The following is a 19,762-nucleotide window of genomic DNA, read 5'->3' on the forward strand; positions in this document are numbered from 1 at the left end:
GAAAATGGATCAGCTCACAATCCCAACGCCACCCCCAACAAACCCACCAACCGCCAACGTCAAAAACTAAAAAGCCCTCCTGTCGTCTCCGTTTGGCCTTCACCCAAATCGTGACTTGTGGTGTCTGGGCTATCGCGCAGGAAGATCAAAAGCAAAAGCGAAAGCGAAAACAAAAGCTGGAGGTTGTGCGATCTCCTGTAGCAGTCCGGCTTGCCGGCGGCAGCGATCTCACGGACGCCAACGCCGGCAAGCCGGACTGCTACAGAGGTCTGTGCCCGCCGCCGAACCTGTAGGAGCAGTCGGAGGTTACGACGGCCGCGAAAGCGGTGGGTCAGCTGCAAATGTTTTATCTGATACACCACCTTCGCGGCCGTCGTAACCTCCCACTGCTACTACAAGAGGATCGGGGCGAGGCCAAGATCAATGTTCGCTTTTGATCTTGATCTTCATACGCGATAGATCAGACGCCGCAGAACGCGACTTGGGTGCAGGCCAAACGCAGACGGCGCGCAGTGGGTCGAGCGGCATGGATGCCGCGAGAGCGCTGCCAGGACATGGATGTCCGTTCAGCGCGGGCCCACGGAGCGTCGTCGGAGTGCGGGTACCCGACGAAGTCGGGCCCAACCAGGAGCAGGGCACTTTTGGTTACTTTTGGTGCCTTTTCAAAAGTGACCCGCCGGAGGGGCGGAAAGGTGATTCGGCGCCACCCAGGAAAATGGATCAGCTCACCCTCCCAACGCCAATCCCACCAAAAACCAAAAAACCAAAAAGCCCCAATTCTCACGAGCCGGGGCTTTTCGTTTTCAGCGCAACGCGACGATCAATACTTCTCGATCTTCGCCGCCGACTGCAGCTGAGACTGATACGACTCGAAGTCCTGACGCCCCTCACGGGATGCCAGGAAACGACGGTACTGCGTCTTCTCGGCATCGGTCGCCGGCGCCGCCTGATTCACGCCATTGAGGCGCACAATCACAAAGCTGCCGTCAGCCGCGGTCAGGCTGCCATAGACCGGCTTGTCCTTGCCTTCCGGCTTAGGCATACGGAACAGCGCCTGCAGCACCTGAGGATCAACACCCTCTTGACTGCGAGAAGCGGCTTCCACCACCTTCCAGTTCTGACCTTCCTGCTTGGTAGCACTGTAAGGAACCTTGCCATCACGCAGACTGGCCAGCAGCGCCTCGCCCTTGCCTTTGACGGCTTCGCTGGCGTGCTGTTTGGTCAGCTGGGCACGAATCGCGCTGGAAACCGCTTCCAGAGGCAACTGCTCCGGCTGACGGTGTTCCTTGACATGCACGACCACCGTGGTTTCCGGATCGAGCTCAAGCGCAGAACTGTTGGAACCCTCTTCCATCACTTCCTGACTGAACGCTGCCTGGATCACCGCACGGTTAGCCGCGATGCCCTCGCCGCCTTCACGACCAAACGGCGCCGTGGTCTGCACCTTCACGCCCAGATCCTGAGCAGGCTGGACCAGGTCAGACGCTTCATACGCGGCGTCTTGCAGTTTCTTGCTCGCGTCTACGTACTTCTGCTCAACCTGTTGAGACTTCAGGTCATGCGTCAGCTTGTCTTTCAGGCTGGCGAAGGTCGGGACCGACGGGGCCTCAACGCCTAGCAGCTTGATCAGGTGCCAGCCGAACTGGCTGCGAACCGGTGCCGATACCTGATCCTTGTTCAACGCATACAGTGCGTCTTCGAAGGCCGGATCATAAACACCCTTGCCGGCGTAGCCCAAGTCACCGCCCTTGGCCGACGAGCCAGGGTCCTGCGAGAACTCCTTGGCCAGTGCCGCGAAGTTTTCACCCTTGGCCAGACGCGCCTGAATCTCTTCGATCTTCGCCTTGGCCTGCGCATCGGTAGTCTTGTCGTTGACTTCGATCAGGATGTGCGCAGCGCGACGCTGCTCAGCCAGGTTGGCGATTTCTTTCTGGTACGCCGCCTGCAGGTCTTCGTCCTTCACCGACACCTTGTCGAAGAACGAGGATTTCTTCAGCTCGATGTAGTCGAGCACAACTTGCTCGGGGCTGAGGAATTCCTTGGCGTGCTGGTCGTAGTGCGCCTTGATTTCGTCGTCGGTGACCTTCACGTTCGACGGATCGGCTGGCAGCGTCAGGGTCGCGAAATCACGCGTCTGCTTTTCCAGACGAGCGAACGCGTCAACCTGTGCGTCAGTGATGAACGCACTGCCTGCGATGCCCGCACGGATCTGGCCGATCAGCATTTCCTGACCGAGGATCTGGCGGAATTGCATACGGGTGTAGCCCAACTGACGAATCACCTGATCAAAACGGTCGGCGCTGAACTTGCCATCGACCTGAAATTCAGGCGTCATCAGGATCTGCTGATCCAGCGCAGCTTCGGAGAAACCGAACTTCGCGTCGGCTGCGCCCTGCAGCAGCAGCTTGCGGTCGATCAGGCCCTTGAGGGCCGAGTCGCGCAGCATCTTCTCATTGAGCATCGCAGGATCGAAATCCTTGCCCAGTTGTTGCATCAGCTGACGGCGTTGCATTTCAACCGCCTGGCCCAGATCGGTCTGAGTGATCTCGTCGCCATTGACCTTCGCAGCATCCTGACTGTGGCTGGTGGCCCTGAAAATGGCATCGAAACCCGTCAGGGCCATCAGCGCCACGATGACCCCGATGATGGTCTTGGCAATCCAGCCTTGTGAATTGTCCCTGATATTTTGCAGCATGCGTCCCCCAGAACGGTTGTATTCGACTCACAAACCGCCGAGCGTGGGTGAAATCCGGATAGAAGAAAGGCGCATCCGAGGATGCGCCTTCTCGTCGTAACAGGTGTAACCAGTGAAGCGGGCAAAACGAACAGGGTTCGAATGTGCGTTCCCTGAGGTGACAGGCCAGCGCTTGACCAACCGCCCGTGCCGCTTCACGACCAGAACAGGGATAACCCTGTCCTGGGGATAGGCAAAGGTAAAAAAGAAACTTAGTTGACGGCTTCTTTCAGAGCTTTACCGGCTTTGAAGCCTGGTTTCTTGGCAGCTGCAATTTTCAGCGCTTCACCGGTCTGTGGGTTACGGCCGGTACGAGCAGGACGATCAGTTACGGAGAACGTGCCGAAGCCAACCAGTACAACAGAGTCGCCAGCCTTAAGAGCGCCAGTGACGGATTCGATTACTGCGTCCAGCGCACGGCCAGCAGCAGCTTTCGGGATGTCAGCGGATGCGGCGATAGCATCAATCAGTTCCGACTTGTTCACTCTAAGTCCCCTTATATCTATCTATTTTGAGTATATTTTCTAAGTTTTTTGGTGAAGCCAGACAAACGCTGAATGGCCTTCTGACGCTGCAAAGAGCCGCTTTATAACAAGGGCTCTAAAAAGCTGTCAAGGAAGGCCCCCCAGACTAATGCGTGCTAATTCTTTCCTTAGAGTCAGACTCGCGTTTTTCATCCTTTGCAACCATCTCCGGAGCCACATCCGGCAAGGGCTCCGGCGCGTATTGCAGCGCAATTTGCAGGACTTCGTCAATCCATTTAACCGGTTTGATTTGAAGATCCTGCTTGATATTGTCAGGAATTTCTTTCAAATCACGCACGTTTTCTTCTGGAATGATCACCGTTTTAATTCCACCACGGTGTGCCGCCAGCAGTTTTTCCTTCAAGCCACCAATCGCCAGAACCTGACCGCGAAGGGTGATTTCACCCGTCATTGCCACGTCCGCACGGACCGGGATCTGGGTGAGTGCCGAAACCAGTGCCGTGCACATGCCTACACCCGCGCTAGGGCCGTCTTTAGGCGTCGCCCCTTCCGGCATATGGATGTGGGTGTCGCGCTTCTCGTGGAAGTCCAGAGGGATGCCCAGGCTTTTCGCCCGACTGCGCACAACCGTCAGTGCGGCGGTGATCGATTCGACCATCACATCACCCAACGAGCCGGTCTTGATCAGCTGACCTTTACCCGGGACCACTGCCGCTTCGATGGTCAGCAATTCGCCACCCACCTGAGTCCACGCCAGGCCCGTGACTTGACCGATTTGATCCTGCTGCTCGGCAAGGCCGTAGCGGAATTTGCGTACACCGAGGAAGTTTTCGAGCATTGCAGCTGTCACCACGACCGCAAAACGCTTCTCGTGAGCATGCTCTTTGACTGCCTTACGGCAGACTTTGGCGATCTGGCGCTCCAGGCTACGCACACCAGCTTCGCGCGTGTAGTACCGGATAATGTCGCGTATGGCCTCTTCTTCGAACTCGATTTCACCTTTTTTCAGGCCATTCGCAGCGATCTGCTTCGGCGAGAGGTACTTGGTGGCGATGTTGATCTTCTCGTCTTCGGTGTAGCCCGGCAGACGGATCACTTCCATACGGTCCAGCAGCGCCGCAGGAATGTTCATCGAATTCGCGGTGCAGAGGAACATCACATCGGACAGGTCGTAATCGACCTCCAGATAGTGATCGTTAAAGTTGTGGTTCTGCTCGGGATCGAGCACTTCGAGCAGTGCTGACGCCGGGTCGCCCCGCATGTCGCTGCCCATTTTGTCGATTTCGTCGAGCAGGAACAGCGGGTTGCGCACGCCGACCTTGGTCATTTTCTGAATCAGACGGCCTGGCATCGAACCGATGTAGGTACGACGGTGACCGCGAATTTCAGCTTCGTCACGCACACCGCCCAACGCCATGCGCACGAACTTGCGGTTGGTGGCGTGAGCGATCGACTCCGCCAGCGAGGTTTTACCCACGCCAGGCGGACCGACCAGGCACAGCACCGGACCACGAATCTTCTTCACGCGCTTTTGCACGGCGAGGTATTCGAGGATCCGTTCTTTGACTTCTTCCAGACCGTAGTGATCGGCATCGAGGATGTCTTCAGCGCGCGCCAGGTCCAGACGCACCTTGCTTTGTGCCTTCCAAGGCACCTGCACCAGCCAGTCGATGTAGGAACGCACGACCGTTGCTTCAGCGGACATCGGCGACATCTGCTTGAGCTTGTTCAACTCGGCAGTGGCTTTTGTCATCGCATCTTTGGGCAGGCCAGCGGCGTCGATGCGCTTTTTCAGCTCTTCGATTTCGTTGTGGCCTTCATCGCTGTCGCCGAGTTCCTTCTGAATGGCCTTCATCTGCTCATTCAAGTAGTACTCGCGCTGACTGCGCTCCATTTGTTTTTTCACACGGCCGCGAATGCGCTTCTCGACCTGCAACAGGTCGATTTCGGCATCCAGCAACGCCAGCACGTGTTCGACACGCGCAGGCAGGTCAATGATCTCGAGGATTTCCTGCTTCTGCTCGATTTTCAGCGCCATGTGAGCTGCCATGGTATCGACCAGACGGCCCGGCTCATCAATGCTGTTGAGCGATGACAGGACCTCAGCCGGGACCTTCTTGCCCAGCTGCACATATTGTTCGAACTGCGCCAGGAGGCTGCGCACGAACACTTCGGATTCGCGGTCAGGCGCGTCGACTTCGTCGATCAGCGCGACTTCGGCACGGCAATGGCCGTCCACTTCGATGAAACGCTCTACCGAGCCACGCTGCTCACCTTCCACCAGCACCTTGACGGTGCCGTCAGGTAGCTTCAGCAGCTGCAACACAGTTGCAATCGTACCCACGCTATAAAGAGCGTCTTCACCAGGATCATCGTCTGCTGGGTTTCTTTGCGCGAGCAGCAGGATCTGCTTGTCGCCCGTCATCGCGGCCTCAAGGGCCTCGATGGACTTCTCGCGACCCACGAACAGTGGGATAACCATGTGCGGATACACCACGACATCGCGCAATGGCAAGAGAGGCAGTTCAATGGTCGTCTTCATGATTTCGCCTCTACGGCGGCCTTTAGGCCATGGACAGATAGAAATAAGCTGAAAATCAAGATGGGGGTAGATACCCAAAAAAACAAGCGTCGCTTTGAGTTAATGCGAAAGAGACGGTGAAATGCAAAAGGGGCCCGAGGGCCCCTTTCTTTTCCAGTCGCCCGGTACGAAGCCTTCCAGCTTACGCGTCGGGAGCCGCCTTGGCGGGTGGCTCGCTGTTTTCGTAGATCAACAGCGGCTTGGACGTACCTTCGATCACGCTTTCGTCGATTACCACTTTACTCACGTCGGTTTGCGACGGGATTTCGTACATGGTGTCGAGCAACACGCCTTCGAGGATGGAACGCAGACCACGGGCACCGGTCTTGCGCTCCAGCGCACGACGAGCAACCGATTTCAGCGCATCGGTGCGGAACTCGAGGTCCACACCTTCCATTTCGAACAACTTGCCGTACTGCTTGGTCAGCGCGTTCTTTGGCTCGGTCAGAATCTGCATCAACGCAGCTTCGTCCAGTTCGTCCAGGGTCGCCAGTACTGGCAGACGGCCCACGAATTCCGGGATCAGACCGAACTTGACCAAATCGTCAGGCTCGACCTCACGCAGGGATTCGCCAACCTTCTTGCCCTCTTCCTTGCTGCGCACTTCGGCGTTGAAACCGATGCCGCCCTTGGTGGAGCGATTCTGGATGACCTTTTCGAGACCCGAGAACGCACCGCCGCAGATAAACAGGATGTTGCGCGTGTCAACCTGCAGGAATTCCTGCTGTGGATGCTTGCGACCGCCCTGCGGCGGAACGGAAGCCACAGTACCTTCGATCAGTTTCAGCAAGGCTTGTTGCACGCCCTCGCCGGACACGTCACGCGTAATCGAAGGGTTGTCGGATTTGCGGGAGATCTTGTCGATCTCGTCGATGTAGACAATACCCATCTGGGCCTTCTCGACATCGTAATCGCATTTCTGCAACAGCTTCTGGATGATGTTTTCCACGTCCTCACCCACATAACCGGCTTCGGTCAGGGTGGTGGCGTCGGCGATGGTGAACGGTACGTTGAGCAAACGCGCCAGCGTTTCCGCCAGCAGGGTCTTGCCGGAGCCCGTAGGGCCGATCAGCAGGATGTTGCTCTTGCCCAGTTCAACGTCGTCATTTTTCTTGTCGCGCTGGTTCAGACGCTTGTAGTGGTTGTACACCGCTACTGCGAGAACCTTTTTGGCACGCTCTTGACCAATGACGTACTGGTCAAGGATGCCGCTGATTTCTTTAGGCGATGGTAATTTATGCGCGCTGCTTTCTGCCTGTGCTTCCTGCACCTCCTCGCGGATGATGTCATTGCACAGGTCGACGCACTCGTCACAGATAAATACCGAGGGGCCGGCAATCAACTTGCGTACTTCATGCTGGCTTTTGCCGCAGAAGGAGCAATAAAGCAGTTTGCCGTTGTCCTCGCCGTTGCGGGTGTCAGTCATTCGATCGATCCAATCCGGTAGGCTTGCAACACAAGATGAAGGCAATTGCGGGCTTTTTCAAGTCCGCAGGCGGTAAGGACGTGCCGACCGCCTGGGATTACTGCCTATCAAGCAATCATTTGATCATTTGACGTTTGTCGAGCACCGAGTCCACCAGACCATATTCAGCAGCGCGTTCGGCGCTCATGAAATTGTCGCGGTTGGTGTCGCGCTCAATGGCTTCCAGAGACTGGCCCGTATGGTAGGCCAGCAGCTCGTTCAGACGCTGGCGAATGTACAGGATTTCCTTGGCATGAATGTCGATGTCCGACGCCTGCCCCTGGAAACCGCCCAGTGGCTGGTGAATCATCACGCGGGAGTTAGGCAGCGCGAAACGCTTGCCCTTGGCACCGCCTGCCAGCAGGAAAGCGCCCATGCTGCACGCCTGCCCCATGACCGTCGTTGACACGTCCGGCTTGATGAACTGCATGGTGTCGTAAATTGCCATGCCGGCAGTCACCGAACCACCAGGGGAGTTGATGTAGAGATGGATGTCCTTGTCCGGGTTTTCCGCTTCAAGGAACAGCAGTTGCGCCGAGATCAGGTTGGCCATGTAGTCTTCAACCGGACCGACCAGGAAGATGACGCGTTCCTTGAGCAGGCGGGAGTAGATGTCATAGGCGCGTTCGCCACGGGCGGACTGCTCGATAACCATCGGGACCAGGCCGCCAGCGGCCTGGATGTCAGAGTTCTGCTGAATATAAGAATTGCGGGACATGTCTCGCATTCACTCCCAAATAGTCATGTCTTGAATACGCATAAGCCAGCGCGAAGGCTGGCTTATGGTGTTTTCGAACGAGAGAAAGAAATCAGTCGGCTTGTGGAGCTTCTACCGGCTTGACTGCTTCTTCGTACGAGACCGCTTTATCGGTCACGCTCGCTTTCTGCAAAACAGTATCCACAACTTGCTCTTCCAGCACAACCGAACGCACTTCGTTCATTTGCTGTTCGTTCTTGTAGTACCAGGCCACAACCTGCTCAGGCTCCTGGTAAGCGGAAGCCATTTCCTGGATCAGCTCGCGAACGCGGGCTTCGTCAGGCTTGAGGTCGAACTGCTTGACGACTTCAGCAACGATCAGACCCAGCTCTACGCGGCGCTTGGCCTGCTCTTCGAACAGCTCAGCCGGCAGTTGATCAGGCTTGATGTTGCCGCCGAACTGTTGAACGGCCTGAACGCGCAGACGGTTCACTTCGTTTTCCAGCAGTGCTTTAGGCACGTCGATCGGGTTGGCAGCCAGCAGACCGTCCATGACCTGATTCTTGACCTTGGACTTGATGGCCTGACGCAGCTCGCGCTCCATGTTCTTGCGAACTTCGGTGCGGAAGCCTTCGATACCGGTTTCCTTGATGCCGAACTGATTGAAGAACGTTTCGTTCAGCTCAGGCAGGGTCGGTGCCGACACGGTGTTCACGGTAACGGTGAACTCTGCGGTTTTGCCAGCCAGTTCCAGATTCTGATAATCCTCTGGGAACGTCAGGTTCAGAACGCGCTCTTCGCCCGCTTTGGCGCCAACCAGGCCTTCTTCGAAACCAGGGATCATGCGACCCGAGCCCAGTACCAACTGAGTGCCAGTCGCCGAGCCGCCAGCGAATGCTTCGCCGTCGATCTTGCCCACGAAGTCGATGTTCAGCTGGTCTTCGTTCTCGGCAGCACGATCAGCCACTTCAAAACGGACGTTCTGCTTGCGCAGGATTTCCAGCATGTTGTCCAGATCGGAGTCAGCGACGTCGGCAGACAGACGCTCTACGGATACGGACTCGAAACCGGCAACAGAGAATTCAGGGAACACTTCGAACGTGGCGACGTACTCGAGGTCCTTGCCTTTTTCGAAGGTTTTTGGCTCGACGGAAGGTGCGCCGGCCGGGTTCAGCTTTTGCTCTACGACAGCTTCGTAGAAGGTCGCCTGGATCAGGTCGCCCAAAGCTTCCTGACGAGCACCGTCTTCATAACGCTGGCGGATCACGCTCATAGGCACTTTGCCAGGGCGGAAGCCCGGGATCTTGGCTTTACGTGCGGTCTGCTGCAGACGCTTGTTGACTTCGGTCTCGATGCGCTCAGCTGGCACGCCAATGGTCATGCGGCGCTCGAGAGCGGAAGTGTTTTCAACAGAAACTTGCATGGATATTCCTCGTTGCACAGACGTTAGCCGGCCGTTTCCGACCCCAGAATCAAGGGCAAGCATTCTAGTGGGTCAAACTCAAGAAGTCACCCTACTGAACAAGGGTAAATACAGTGGAATGCAACCAGAGAAGAAAGGATGAAGGTTTATACCCTCACAAGCGGTCTGGAACGCGCCTGACGCGTACCTATATAAAGGAAGCGAAGCACGACCGAATGTCGATCCAATCCCTGGAAACACTCCGGATGAGCCTGCCAAAGACCGCATGACAGGCTCGATCCAGCATGAAACCAATACGCTGAAACAAAAAAAGCCGCACTAGGCGGCTTTTCGATCCCGTTGAAGGCTGATGGCACTTCTCAGGGTTTGTAGCTGGTGCGGACGGAGAGACTCGAACTCTCACACCTTGCGGCGCTGGAACCTAAATCCAGTGTGTCTACCAATTCCACCACATCCGCGTTTTGAAGCGCTTAAAGCAAAGGCGCCAGATTATGCATCTGGCGCCTTCTTCGAATATGGGGTGGACGAAGGGGATCGAACCCTCGACAACGGGAGTCACAATCCCGTGCTCTACCAACTGAGCTACGCCCACCATATTGCGTTGTAACCGACGCATTCAACTTGAATGCTACTTGTGCCAAAGCTGCCGTTAATGGCGCACCCGGCAGGACTCGAACCTGCGACCATCCGCTTAGAAGGCGGATGCTCTATCCAGCTGAGCTACGGGCGCTTATTTAATCTGCGTCTTGCGACGGCAAATTAAGAGCTTTCAATCACGCTGAGCCGATCTGAACTCTACCTGACTTAATCAACCTTTCGACCTGATCAACCGCTTCCGGCTTATCCTGTGTAGGGTTGTGCCCGACAAGTGCGACGAATCTTATAGACGGTCCGAAAGGTCGTCAACACTTTTTTCTAAAAAATTCAGTTAATTAAAGGGGTTAGCTTATTAAGCAGACCAACCGCCTTTGCCCTTGCGTCAGGTCATGCGAGAATGCGCGCTCTTTTTCCCTCCCTTCCGATGGTTAATCACGCGTAATGACTGCAAAACTAATAGACGGCAAAGCGATCGCAGCCAACCTGCGCCAGCAGATCGCCCAACGAGTCGCCGAACGTCGCGAGCAAGGGCTGCGCACGCCGGGCCTCGCGGTGATTCTGGTCGGCAGCGACCCCGCCTCTCAGGTTTACGTCTCGCACAAACGCAAAGACTGCGAAGAAGTCGGCTTCATCTCCCGCGCTTACGACCTGCCCAGCGAAACCACCCAGACCGAACTGACCGATCTGATCGACAGCCTCAATGACGATCCGGCCATCGACGGCATCCTGCTGCAGCTGCCGCTGCCTGAGCACCTGGAATCCTCCAGCCTGCTGGAGCGCATTCGTCCCGACAAGGACGTCGACGGTTTCCACCCGTATAACGTCGGCCGTCTGGCCCAGCGCATCCCGCTGCTGCGCCCGTGCACACCCAAAGGCATCATGACCTTGCTGGAAAGCACCGGCGTCGACCTGTACGGCAAGGATGCGGTGGTGGTTGGCGCCTCCAACATTGTCGGGCGTCCGATGGCCATGGAGTTGCTGCTGGCGGGCTGCACCGTCACCGTGACCCATCGCTTCACTCAGGATCTGGCCGGGCATGTCGGCCGTGCCGACCTGGTGGTCGTGGCCGCTGGCAAACCGGGCCTGGTCAAGGGCGAATGGATCAAGGACGGCGCGATCGTCATCGACGTGGGCATTAACCGTCAGGACGATGGAAAACTGGTGGGTGACGTGGTTTACGAGACCGCCCTGCCCCGCGCCGGCTGGATCACGCCGGTTCCGGGCGGTGTAGGCCCGATGACCCGCGCTTGCCTGCTTGAGAACACGCTGTACGCTGCAGAAACCCTGCACGGCTGATTACAAACAGCGCAAACGAAAACGGCACCCGAGGGTGCCGTTTTTTGTTCCGCTACTGCTTACTTCTTCGCGGCTTCCCAGCTCTTCAGGAGATCGGAGTACGCGATGGTTTCGCCCTTCGGCTTCTCGTTAGCCAGTTTGCGTTGTGGCGCGAGGAATGCACCGTTGCTCTTCTCAGCCTTGGTGTACCACTCTTCAGCCGAGGTCTCCGGGTTCATCTTCGGCGCACAGCCGCTGGCGTCCTGGACCTTGGAGCGCTCGATGCGGGTCATGATTGCATCCTGATCCTTGGCCAGACCGTCGAGCGCTGCCTGCGCAGATTTCTCGCCGGTGACGGCTTCAGCCACGTGACTCCACCACAGCTGTGCCAGTTTCGGATAATCCGGAACGTTGGTGCCGGTCGGTGACCACTGCACGCGGGCCGGGCTGCGGTAGAACTCCACCAGACCACCGAGTTTCGGCGCCAGTGCGGTCATCTCCTTGGAGTTGATGTCCGACTCACGAATTGGGGTCAGGCCGACGATGGTTTTCTTCAGCGACACCGATTTCGAGGTCACGAACTGCGCATAGAGCCAAGCCGCCAGACGCTTCTTCTCTTCGGTGGACTTGAGGAAGGTCCACGAACCCACGTCCTGATAGCCCAGCTTCATGCCTTCTTTCCAGTACGGGCCTTTAGGCGAAGGCGCCATCCGCCATTTCGGCGTGCCGTCGGCGTTCATCACCGGCAGGCCTGGCTTGGTCATGTCGGCCGTGAAGGCGGTGTACCAGAAAATCTGCTGAGCGACGTTGCCCTGAGACGGCACCGGACCCGATTCGGAGAAGGTCATGCCCGCCGCTTCAGGCGGTGCGTAGGCCTTCAGCCAGTCGATGTATTTCTGTGTGGCGTACACAGCGGCCGGGCCGTTGGTGTCGCCACCGCGGGTGATGCTCGAACCGACCGGATGGCAGTCCTCTACGCGAATGCCCCACTCGTCCACCGGCAGGCCGTTCGGCAAGCCTTTATCGCCGCTGCCTGCCATGGAGAACCAGGCATCGGTGAAGCGCCAGCCCAACGACGGGTCTTTCTTGCCGTAGTCCATGTGGCCATAGACTTTCTTGCCGTCGATTTCCTTGACGTCTTCGCTGAAGAACTTGGCGATGTCTTCGTACGCCGACCAGTTCACCGGAACGCCCAGTTCATAGCCGTATTTGGCTTTGAATTTTTCTTTCAGGTCAGGACGCTCGAACCAGTCGGCACGGAACCAGTAGAGGTTGGCGAACTGCTGGTCTGGCAGTTGATACAGTTTGGCCGGGGTGATGACCTTGCCCGAGGCATCTTTGACTTCAGGCGAGGTGGTGAACGAGGTGCCGATGAAGTCCTTGATGTCCAGCGTAGGCGAGGTGACTTTTGCACCTTCGGGGCTGGCCATCAGGTCGGTCAGGGACAGCGCCTTGCCATAACGGAAATGGGTACCGATCAAGTCGGAGTCGTTGACCCAACCGTCATAGATACTTTTGTCGGACTGCATGGCCGTCTGCAGCTTCTCAATGACGTCACCTTCCTGCAGCAGGTCGTGGGTCACTTTGATGCCGGTGATTTCGGTGAAGGCTTTGGCCAGGGTTTTCGATTCATATTCATGGGTGGTCAAGGTTTCGGAAACCACCTTGATGTCCATGCCGCGGAACGGTTCGGCAGCCTTGATGAACCACTCCAGTTCCTTGAGCTGGTCAGCGTCGGACAGGGTCGTCGGCTTGAATTCGCTGACCGCCCACTTCTTGGCTGCGTCTTCATACTGATCGGCCCATGCCGAAACGCTCAATCCGCTGAGCATCACCATCGTTGCTACCGTCACACTATGTCGCAGCTTGTTTTTCTTATTGAACATAGACACCTCCAGTGTTGATTCTTATGTATTCCTGCTTTGCCTTTGCTTTGTAGGAGCGCGCTTGCCCGCGATGGGGAGTGCCCGTTGACGCATCGTTCGCAGACAGACCGCAATCGCGGGCAAGCGCGCTCCTACACCAGAACGCGTTTCAGACCTTCAACCCCAACGCATTACCACCAACAACCAAACCAGGGACAGCCCTGAGGCGACCCAAATGCTCCAGTCGGTTGCACCAATCACCAGCAGATGAAGGTAGGCGCTTCCGAGAAGACCGATGAACAACCGGTCGCCACGGGTGGTGGCAATCGGCAGAAAACCGCGACGTTCAATGCTCGCCGAGCGCAGCTCCCAGACGGTCATCGCAACCAGGATGGCAGCGATGGACGCAAAGAAAATGGCGGTCGGCAGTGTCCAGGACATCCACTCCATTTTTCGACTCCTCAGACACGACCAAGGGCAAAACCCTTGACCACGTGATTACGAACGAACCAGATCACCAGCATGCCCGGCAGGATGGTCAACACCCCCGCTGCCGCGAGCACACCCCAGTCGATCCCCGAGGCCGACACCGTACGCGTCATGACGGCGGCGATCGGCTTGGCGTTGACCGATGTCAGGGTGCGCGCCAGCAACAGCTCGACCCAGGAAAACATGAAGCAGAAGAACGCTGTCACCCCGATGCCCGAACCAATCAACGGGATGAAAATCTTGCCGAAGAACTTGGGAAAGCTGTAACCGTCGATGTAGGCCGTTTCGTCGATCTCCTTCGGTACACCGGACATGAACCCTTCAAGAATCCACACCGCCAGCGGCACGTTGAACAGGCAGTGCGCCAAGGCGACGGCGATGTGGGTGTCGAACAGGCCGATGGACGAATAGAGCTGGAAGAACGGCAGCAAAAACACCGCCGGTGGCGCCATACGGTTGGTCAGCAACCAGAAGAACAGGTGCTTGTCGCCGAGGAAACGATAGCGTGAAAACGCATAAGCCGCTGGCAAAGCCACACTCAGCGATATCACGGTATTCAGGCAAACGTAGTACAGCGAGTTGATGTAGCCGCTGTACCAGCTTTCATCGGTGAAGATGACTTTGTAGTTCGCCCAGGTGAAATCCTGCGGAAACAGGGTCAGACCGCCAAGGATTTCGGTGTTGGTCTTGAACGACATGTTCACCAGCCAGTAGATCGGCACCAGCAGAAACAGCAGGTAGATCCACAACGGCACAATTTTTTTCCACGGCAGCTTTTCGCGCTTGTTCATGAGCCGCTCCTCAGTTCTTTTCGCCGTGGGTCATCGCGGTGTAGAACACCCACGACACCAACAGAATGATCAGGAAATACACCAGCGAGAATGCCGCCGCCGGCCCCAGGTCGAACTGCCCCAGCGCCATGGTGGTCAGGGTCTGGCTGAGGAAGGTCGTTGAGTTGCCCGGACCGCCCCCGGTGAGCACGAACGGCTCGGTGTAAATCATGAAGCTGTCCATGAACCGCAACATCACCGCGATCAGCAGCACGCTTTTCATTTTCGGCAGCTGGATGTGCCGGAAAATCGCCCAGTTCGAGGCCCGGTCAATACGGGCCGCCTGGTAGTACACATCCGGAATCGCGCGCAGACCCGAGTAGCAGAGCAACGCCACCAGCGAGGTCCAGTGCCAGACGTCGATGATCAGCACCGTCACCCAGGCATCCGACGCATTGGCGGCGTAGTTGTAGCTGATGCCCAGCACGTTATTGAGAAACCAGCCCAACAGGCCGATGTCGCCACGGCCAAAGATCTGCCAGATGGTGCCGACCACGTTGAAAGGGATCAGCAGCGGAATGGTCATGACGATCAGGCACACGGAAGACCAGCGGCCCTTGGTCGGCATGGTCAGTGCGATGGCGATGCCCAGCGGGATTTCGATCAGCAGCACACACGCCGAATAGATGAATTGACGCAGCAGCGAGTCATGCAGGCGCGGGTCCTGCAGCACTTGCCTGAACCAGTCGGTGCCGACGAAGTAGCGGCTGGACTGGTCAAAAATGTCCTGCACCGAATAGTTGACCACGGTCATCATCGGAATGATGGCGCTGAACGCCACCAGCAGAAACACCGGCAGCACCAACCACCAGGCTTTGTTGTTCTGCACCTTACTCATGGGGCACCTCGCTGGCCGAGGCTTGATTCGCGTCGGCTTCCAGCAGAAATTCGTCGGCGTACAACATCAGCCATTGGGACGGGAAACTGATCCAGGCCTGGCCTTGCGGCACGGGCTTGTCTTCCGGCAGGCGGACTTTCAGCGATTGTCCGGCCAGGTTCAGGGTGAGGATCTTGTAGGTGCCCAAGTCTTCGACGTAGGTCACGTCGGCGCACATGGCGTCTTCGAACGGACCGTCCCAGACGTGTACAAACTCCGGACGAATCCCGACCTTGAGCGTCTTCCACTGGGTGGCCGCCAGACGCTGTTGCAAGGCGTCCGACAACGGCAGATGAATGCCGCCAAACCCCACGCCTCCCGCTTGCGGCTTGACCTCGATCAGGTTCATGCCGGGGCTGCCGATGAAGTAACCGACAAACGTGTGATGCGGCTTTTCGAACAGCTCGCGCGGCGTGCCGAACTGCACGATCTGGCCGCCATACATCACCGCAATCTTGTCGGCGAAGGTCGACGCCTCCAGCTGATCGTGGGTGACGTAGACCATGGTGATGTTGAACTGCTCGTGGATCTGCTTGAGTTTGCGCCGCAGCTTCCACTTCAGGTGCGGGTCGATCACGGTCAATGGCTCGTCGAACAGAATCGCCGAAACGTCGTCACGCACCAGACCGCGTCCCATCGACACTTTCTGCTTTTCGTCAGCGGTCAGGCCCTTGGCCTTTTTCTTCAGCAGCGGTTGCAGGTCCAGGACATCGGCGATTTCCTGCACCTTGGTCTGAATCTTCGCTTCCGCCATGCCCTGATTGCGCAATGGGAACGCGAGGTTGTCGTACACCGTCATGGTGTCGTAGACCACGGGGAACTGGAACACCTGAGCAATGTTGCGCTGCTCGGGCGACATGTCGTTCACCACCGTGGAGTCGAACATCACCTTGCCTTCCGACGGGCTGAGCAGGCCGGAAATGATGTTGAGCAACGTCGATTTGCCGCAGCCGGAAGGGCCGAGCAACGCGTAAGCGCCGCCCTGCTCCCAGATGTGAGTCATCTCGCGAATGGCATAGTCTTCAGGGCCGCTCGGCGTGGCGCTGTAACTGTGTGCGAGTTGTTGCAAGCGGATCTCGGCCATCAGGCAACCCTCGCCATGCGCAGGCCCGGCGCCTGAATAAGGCCGCCCTGCTGATCGAATACGAACAGTTTATGAGTCGGGATGTACACGCGGATCGGCGTATCGACGTCGTACTCGTGAACACCCGGCAGGTGCAGCACCAGCGAAAAATGCTCGTTGCGCACATGCAGGAAGGTTTCCGAACCGCTGATTTCAGCGAGTTCCACGGTCACCGCCAGTTCGAGGTCGTCGTCGTTGGACGGCACCAGGCTCAGGTGGCTGGGGCGCACGCCGAAGCCGTATTCGCCATCGCCGATCGTGCGCAGGTCGACGTTCAGCGGGAAGTGCACGAAGTTGGCGAAGCTCACTTCGTTGCCATCGATGCGGCCCGGCATGAGATTGATCGGCGGCTCGGAGAACAGCTCGGCCGCGAGCACGGTTTTCGGCTGGTGGTAGACCTCAGGCGTCCTGCCGCTCTGGATCAAACGGCCTTCGTGCAGGATCGTCGTCGTCCCGCCCAGCGCCAAGGCCTCGTTGGGCTCGGTGGTCGCATACACCGCGATGGTGTTGCGGGTCTCGAACAACTGGCGCATTTCCTGACGCAGCTCTTCGCGCAGCTTGTAGTCGAGGTTGACCAGCGGCTCGTCGAACAGGATCAGCTCGGCGTCCTTGACGAGCGCGCGAGCCATGGCCGTGCGCTGTTGCTGACCGCCTGAGAGCTCAAGTGGGTAACGGGTGAGGAATTTTTCGATCCGCAGCATCTTGGCGGTTTCCCGCACGCGGCTTTCGATTTCGTCCTTCGACATCTTCGCCTGACGCAGGGGCGAGGCAATGTTGTCGAAAACGGTCATGCTCGGGTAGTTGATGAACTGCTGGTAAACCATGGAGACGTTGCGATGACGCACCGCAACCTGGGTGACATCTTTGCCATTCATCAGTACTCGGCCGCTGTCTGGCTTGTCCAGACCGGCCATCAAGCGCATCAGGCTGGTTTTGCCTGATAAGGTGCGCCCCAGCAATACGTTGAATGAGCCGGGTTCGAAGCTCAGCGAAGCATCATCGATCCAGATCTGACCGTCGACTGCGCGGCTGACGTGCTCAAGCGTGAGAGACATGGCGTGCCCTTTTATCTGTTCTTATTAGGGTGTTGCTCAGGGTGTAGCGTGTTCAGGTCATGACATTCGTCGACCGGTTGTTGAATAGCGACAATCGTGCCAATCCACGTTCGTTATCGCGCGCTTCGGCCAGAGGCCCGAGATAGAGCCATCAGCGCGTCTGGCGGAACAAAACCATATTCGTTGCTGAACATAAGTGAACAGAAAATACTGAACACCTGAACAAAATGAACATTGACTTTGAACAATCCTGAACAACAATGGGTGAACGTTTCGAGCACGGATGCTCTGCCAAAGCCGTATCCCAAAAACAATAAAAGAACTCGGACGGAGCCTTTTCATGGCCACACCAGGCGCATCCATCGCTCACGACACCATCATTCAGGACTCCTGGGCCCGTTGCCGCGAGTTCGGCCTTGACCATCAGTCACGCCCTGCTTTCGGCCGCTTGCCGGAACCACAGGTTTCGCAGTTGCTGGAACGGCATCACTCGCTGGTGCAGACCACCCATCAGCAGGTCCTGCCGTTCTACGAAAACATCCTGAGCAACTCCAATTGCCTGATTCTTCTGGCCGACCAGCAAGGCCAGGTGCTCAACTCCTGGGGCACCAAGCGCTTTGTAGAACCGGCTCAGCAAATGGGCTTCGTCGCCGGCGCCAGTTGGCTCGAGCAGGGTGTAGGCACCAATGCCATTGGTACGGCGCTGGCCTGTGAACAGGCCGTTCACATTGAACACGATGAACACTTTCTCAAGGCCAACCGCTTCATGACCGGCTCGGCCGCGCCGATTTTCGATGCGTCGCGGCGCATGATCGCGGTGCTCGATGTGTCCAGCGACAGCTTCCTGCCGCCTTCCCACACGCTCGGGATGGTGAAGATGATGAGCCAGACCATCGAAAACCGCCTGATCCTCGACCAGTTCCAGCACACGCACTTTCAGCTGACCTTCAACACCGGCCTGAACAACCTCGACAGTCAGTGGGCGGGCCTGCTCGTGTTCGATGAAAGCGGCCGCATCCTCTGCGCCAACCGCCGCGCCGACAACCTGCTGGGGGTCAGCCTGTTGCGGGCCAATATCGAAGACCTGTTCAAGGCGCCGATTGCCCATCTGCTGGATCAGCAGGAAGGCCAAGCGTTTCCCCTCCAGGCGTCGGGGCATAACCGCTTTCATTGCCTGATCAAGCGGCCGAAGGCACCGGTGCTGAAATTCAGGACCGTGCAGACGCCGAAAAAAGCCGAACCCAGCGTTGGTTCCTCGGCGTTTAGCGGGTTGAGCCATGGGGATGAGAAGGTCGAAAGAGCAGCGCGTCAGGCGCAGCGTCTCTTGGAGAAAAACGTTCCGCTGCTGATCCTCGGAGAGACCGGCGCGGGCAAAGAGGTGTTCGTCAAAGCCCTGCACCACGCCAGTTCGCGGGCTGACCAACCGTTGATCGCGGTGAACTGCGCCGCCATTCCTTCCGAGTTGGTGGAGGCCGAGTTGTTCGGTTACGAAAAAGGGGCGTTTACCGGGGCCCACCATAAAGGCAGCATCGGGCTGATTCGCAAGGCCGACAAAGGCACGTTGTTTCTGGACGAGATCGGCGACATGCCCCTCCCCGTTCAGGCGCGCCTTTTGAGGGTGTTGCAGGAGCGCTGCGTTCAGCCGCTGGGCAGCAGCGAGTTGTTTCCGGTGGATATCCGGGTCATCTCCGCCACGCACTGCTCATTGCGCGAACAGGTGCAGAGCGGCCGTTTCCGTCAGGACCTCTACTACCGCATCAGCGGGCTTAACCTTGAACTCCCGCCGCTGAGGGAACGGACCGACAAGGCCGCGCTGGTCCAGGCGATCTGGGAGCAGCATCGCGAACCGCAACAGACGGCGGGCTTCGAGCCATCGGTCCTGGCGTTGTTCGAGCGTCATCCCTGGCCGGGCAACTTGCGGCAGTTGAGCAACGTGATTCAGGTCGCGCTGGCACTGGCCGACGATCAGCCGATCTCCACCGAGCATTTACCGGAGGATTTCTTCGCCGATCTGGACATGGACGCCGAGCAAAACGAGCAGGAGACCCCGTTCAACCGCAGGGCCGCGCTGGATACGCCGGAGGAATTGAACGAGCTGTTGCAGGCGGCCGGAGGGAATATTTCGCAGCTGGCCAAGCGTTTGGGGGTTAGCCGCAATACGCTGTACAAGCGGTTGCGTGAGCAGGGGTTCTGATCGGGAGGGGCAGCGTTCGGCCCGACGTCATCGCGAATGAATTCGCTCCCACAGTTGAAATGCGATCAACCT

14 protein-coding genes and 3 tRNA genes are annotated in these 19,762 nt (G+C 57.7%); 2 read left to right on the forward strand and 15 right to left on the reverse strand.

The annotated features are described in order from the left end of the window. Positions 1–820: 820 nt before the first annotated feature. From AB4N84_RS02715 to AB4N84_RS02755, 9 genes are all read right to left on the reverse strand, one after another. Entirely contained in the window at positions 821–2,695 is a 1,875-nt protein-coding gene (locus tag AB4N84_RS02715) for a SurA N-terminal domain-containing protein (RefSeq protein ID WP_074759349.1), read from the reverse strand. A gap of 251 nt (positions 2,696–2,946) precedes the next feature. Continuing rightward, complete coding sequence (locus AB4N84_RS02720; RefSeq protein WP_074759350.1) at positions 2,947–3,219, reverse strand: HU family DNA-binding protein; 273 nt, start codon at positions 3,217–3,219, stop codon at positions 2,947–2,949. 145 nt (positions 3,220–3,364) lie between these two features. Then, the gene (lon, locus tag AB4N84_RS02725; protein WP_074759351.1) at positions 3,365–5,761 is read right to left on the reverse strand and encodes an endopeptidase La; all 2,397 of its coding nucleotides are present in this window, start codon (positions 5,759–5,761) and stop codon (positions 3,365–3,367) included. 181 nt (positions 5,762–5,942) lie between these two features. Then, a complete protein-coding gene (clpX, locus tag AB4N84_RS02730) occupies positions 5,943–7,226 on the reverse strand; it encodes an ATP-dependent Clp protease ATP-binding subunit ClpX (protein ID WP_062390606.1) in 1,284 nt (427 codons plus the stop codon). A gap of 115 nt (positions 7,227–7,341) precedes the next feature. Then, complete coding sequence (gene clpP, locus AB4N84_RS02735; RefSeq protein ID WP_460045169.1) at positions 7,342–7,983, reverse strand: ATP-dependent Clp endopeptidase proteolytic subunit ClpP; 642 nt, start codon at positions 7,981–7,983, stop codon at positions 7,342–7,344. A gap of 91 nt (positions 7,984–8,074) precedes the next feature. Continuing rightward, entirely contained in the window at positions 8,075–9,385 is a 1,311-nt protein-coding gene (gene tig, locus AB4N84_RS02740; protein WP_460045170.1) for a trigger factor, read from the reverse strand. A gap of 373 nt (positions 9,386–9,758) precedes the next feature. Further along, a tRNA-Leu gene (locus AB4N84_RS02745) sits at positions 9,759–9,843 on the reverse strand. Positions 9,844–9,901: 58 nt separating this feature from the next. Then, positions 9,902–9,977 (reverse strand) — tRNA-His (locus AB4N84_RS02750). A 61-nt stretch (positions 9,978–10,038) separates the two neighbouring features. Continuing rightward, positions 10,039–10,115: transfer RNA gene (locus AB4N84_RS02755), tRNA-Arg, on the reverse strand. A gap of 308 nt (positions 10,116–10,423) precedes the next feature. Between AB4N84_RS02755 and folD the strand changes: the two genes are divergently transcribed. Continuing rightward, positions 10,424–11,278, forward strand: a complete 855-nt coding sequence (gene folD, locus AB4N84_RS02760) for a bifunctional methylenetetrahydrofolate dehydrogenase/methenyltetrahydrofolate cyclohydrolase FolD (RefSeq protein ID WP_074757134.1) — start codon at positions 10,424–10,426, stop codon at positions 11,276–11,278. Positions 11,279–11,337: 59 nt separating this feature from the next. Here the strand turns inward: folD and AB4N84_RS02765 are convergent, their stop codons facing one another. The 6 genes from AB4N84_RS02765 to AB4N84_RS02790 form a co-directional block, all read right to left on the reverse strand. Then, complete coding sequence (locus AB4N84_RS02765; RefSeq protein ID WP_460045171.1) at positions 11,338–13,143, reverse strand: ABC transporter substrate-binding protein; 1,806 nt, start codon at positions 13,141–13,143, stop codon at positions 11,338–11,340. Positions 13,144–13,299: 156 nt separating this feature from the next. Further along, positions 13,300–13,572, reverse strand: a complete 273-nt coding sequence (locus tag AB4N84_RS02770; RefSeq protein ID WP_296262550.1) for a DUF2160 domain-containing protein — start codon at positions 13,570–13,572, stop codon at positions 13,300–13,302. A gap of 11 nt (positions 13,573–13,583) precedes the next feature. Next, positions 13,584–14,402 carry a carbohydrate ABC transporter permease gene (locus AB4N84_RS02775; RefSeq protein WP_074757140.1) on the reverse strand — a complete coding sequence of 273 codons (819 nt, stop codon included), beginning with the start codon at positions 14,400–14,402 and terminating at the stop codon, positions 13,584–13,586. Between the two features lie 10 nt (positions 14,403–14,412). Next, positions 14,413–15,279 (reverse strand): carbohydrate ABC transporter permease, encoded by an 867-nt coding sequence (locus AB4N84_RS02780; protein WP_074757142.1) that lies wholly within the window; start codon positions 15,277–15,279, stop codon positions 14,413–14,415. After that, positions 15,272–16,402: an ABC transporter ATP-binding protein gene (locus AB4N84_RS02785; RefSeq protein WP_460045173.1), complete on the reverse strand. Its 1,131-nt coding sequence runs from the start codon at positions 16,400–16,402 to the stop codon at positions 15,272–15,274. Before AB4N84_RS02785 ends, AB4N84_RS02780 begins: the two co-directional genes overlap by 8 nt. Then, positions 16,402–17,496 carry an ABC transporter ATP-binding protein gene (locus AB4N84_RS02790; RefSeq protein ID WP_460045174.1) on the reverse strand — a complete coding sequence of 365 codons (1,095 nt, stop codon included), beginning with the start codon at positions 17,494–17,496 and terminating at the stop codon, positions 16,402–16,404. The genes AB4N84_RS02785 and AB4N84_RS02790 overlap by 1 nt, the downstream gene beginning before the upstream one ends. A 340-nt stretch (positions 17,497–17,836) precedes the next feature. Between AB4N84_RS02790 and AB4N84_RS02795 the strand changes: the two genes are divergently transcribed. Next, positions 17,837–19,690, forward strand: coding sequence for a sigma-54-dependent Fis family transcriptional regulator (locus AB4N84_RS02795; protein ID WP_460045175.1), 1,854 nt, complete (start codon positions 17,837–17,839; stop codon positions 19,688–19,690). Positions 19,691–19,762: the final 72 nt, after the last annotated feature.

It is taken from the genome of Pseudomonas sp. S2_H01, from assembly GCF_054668305.1.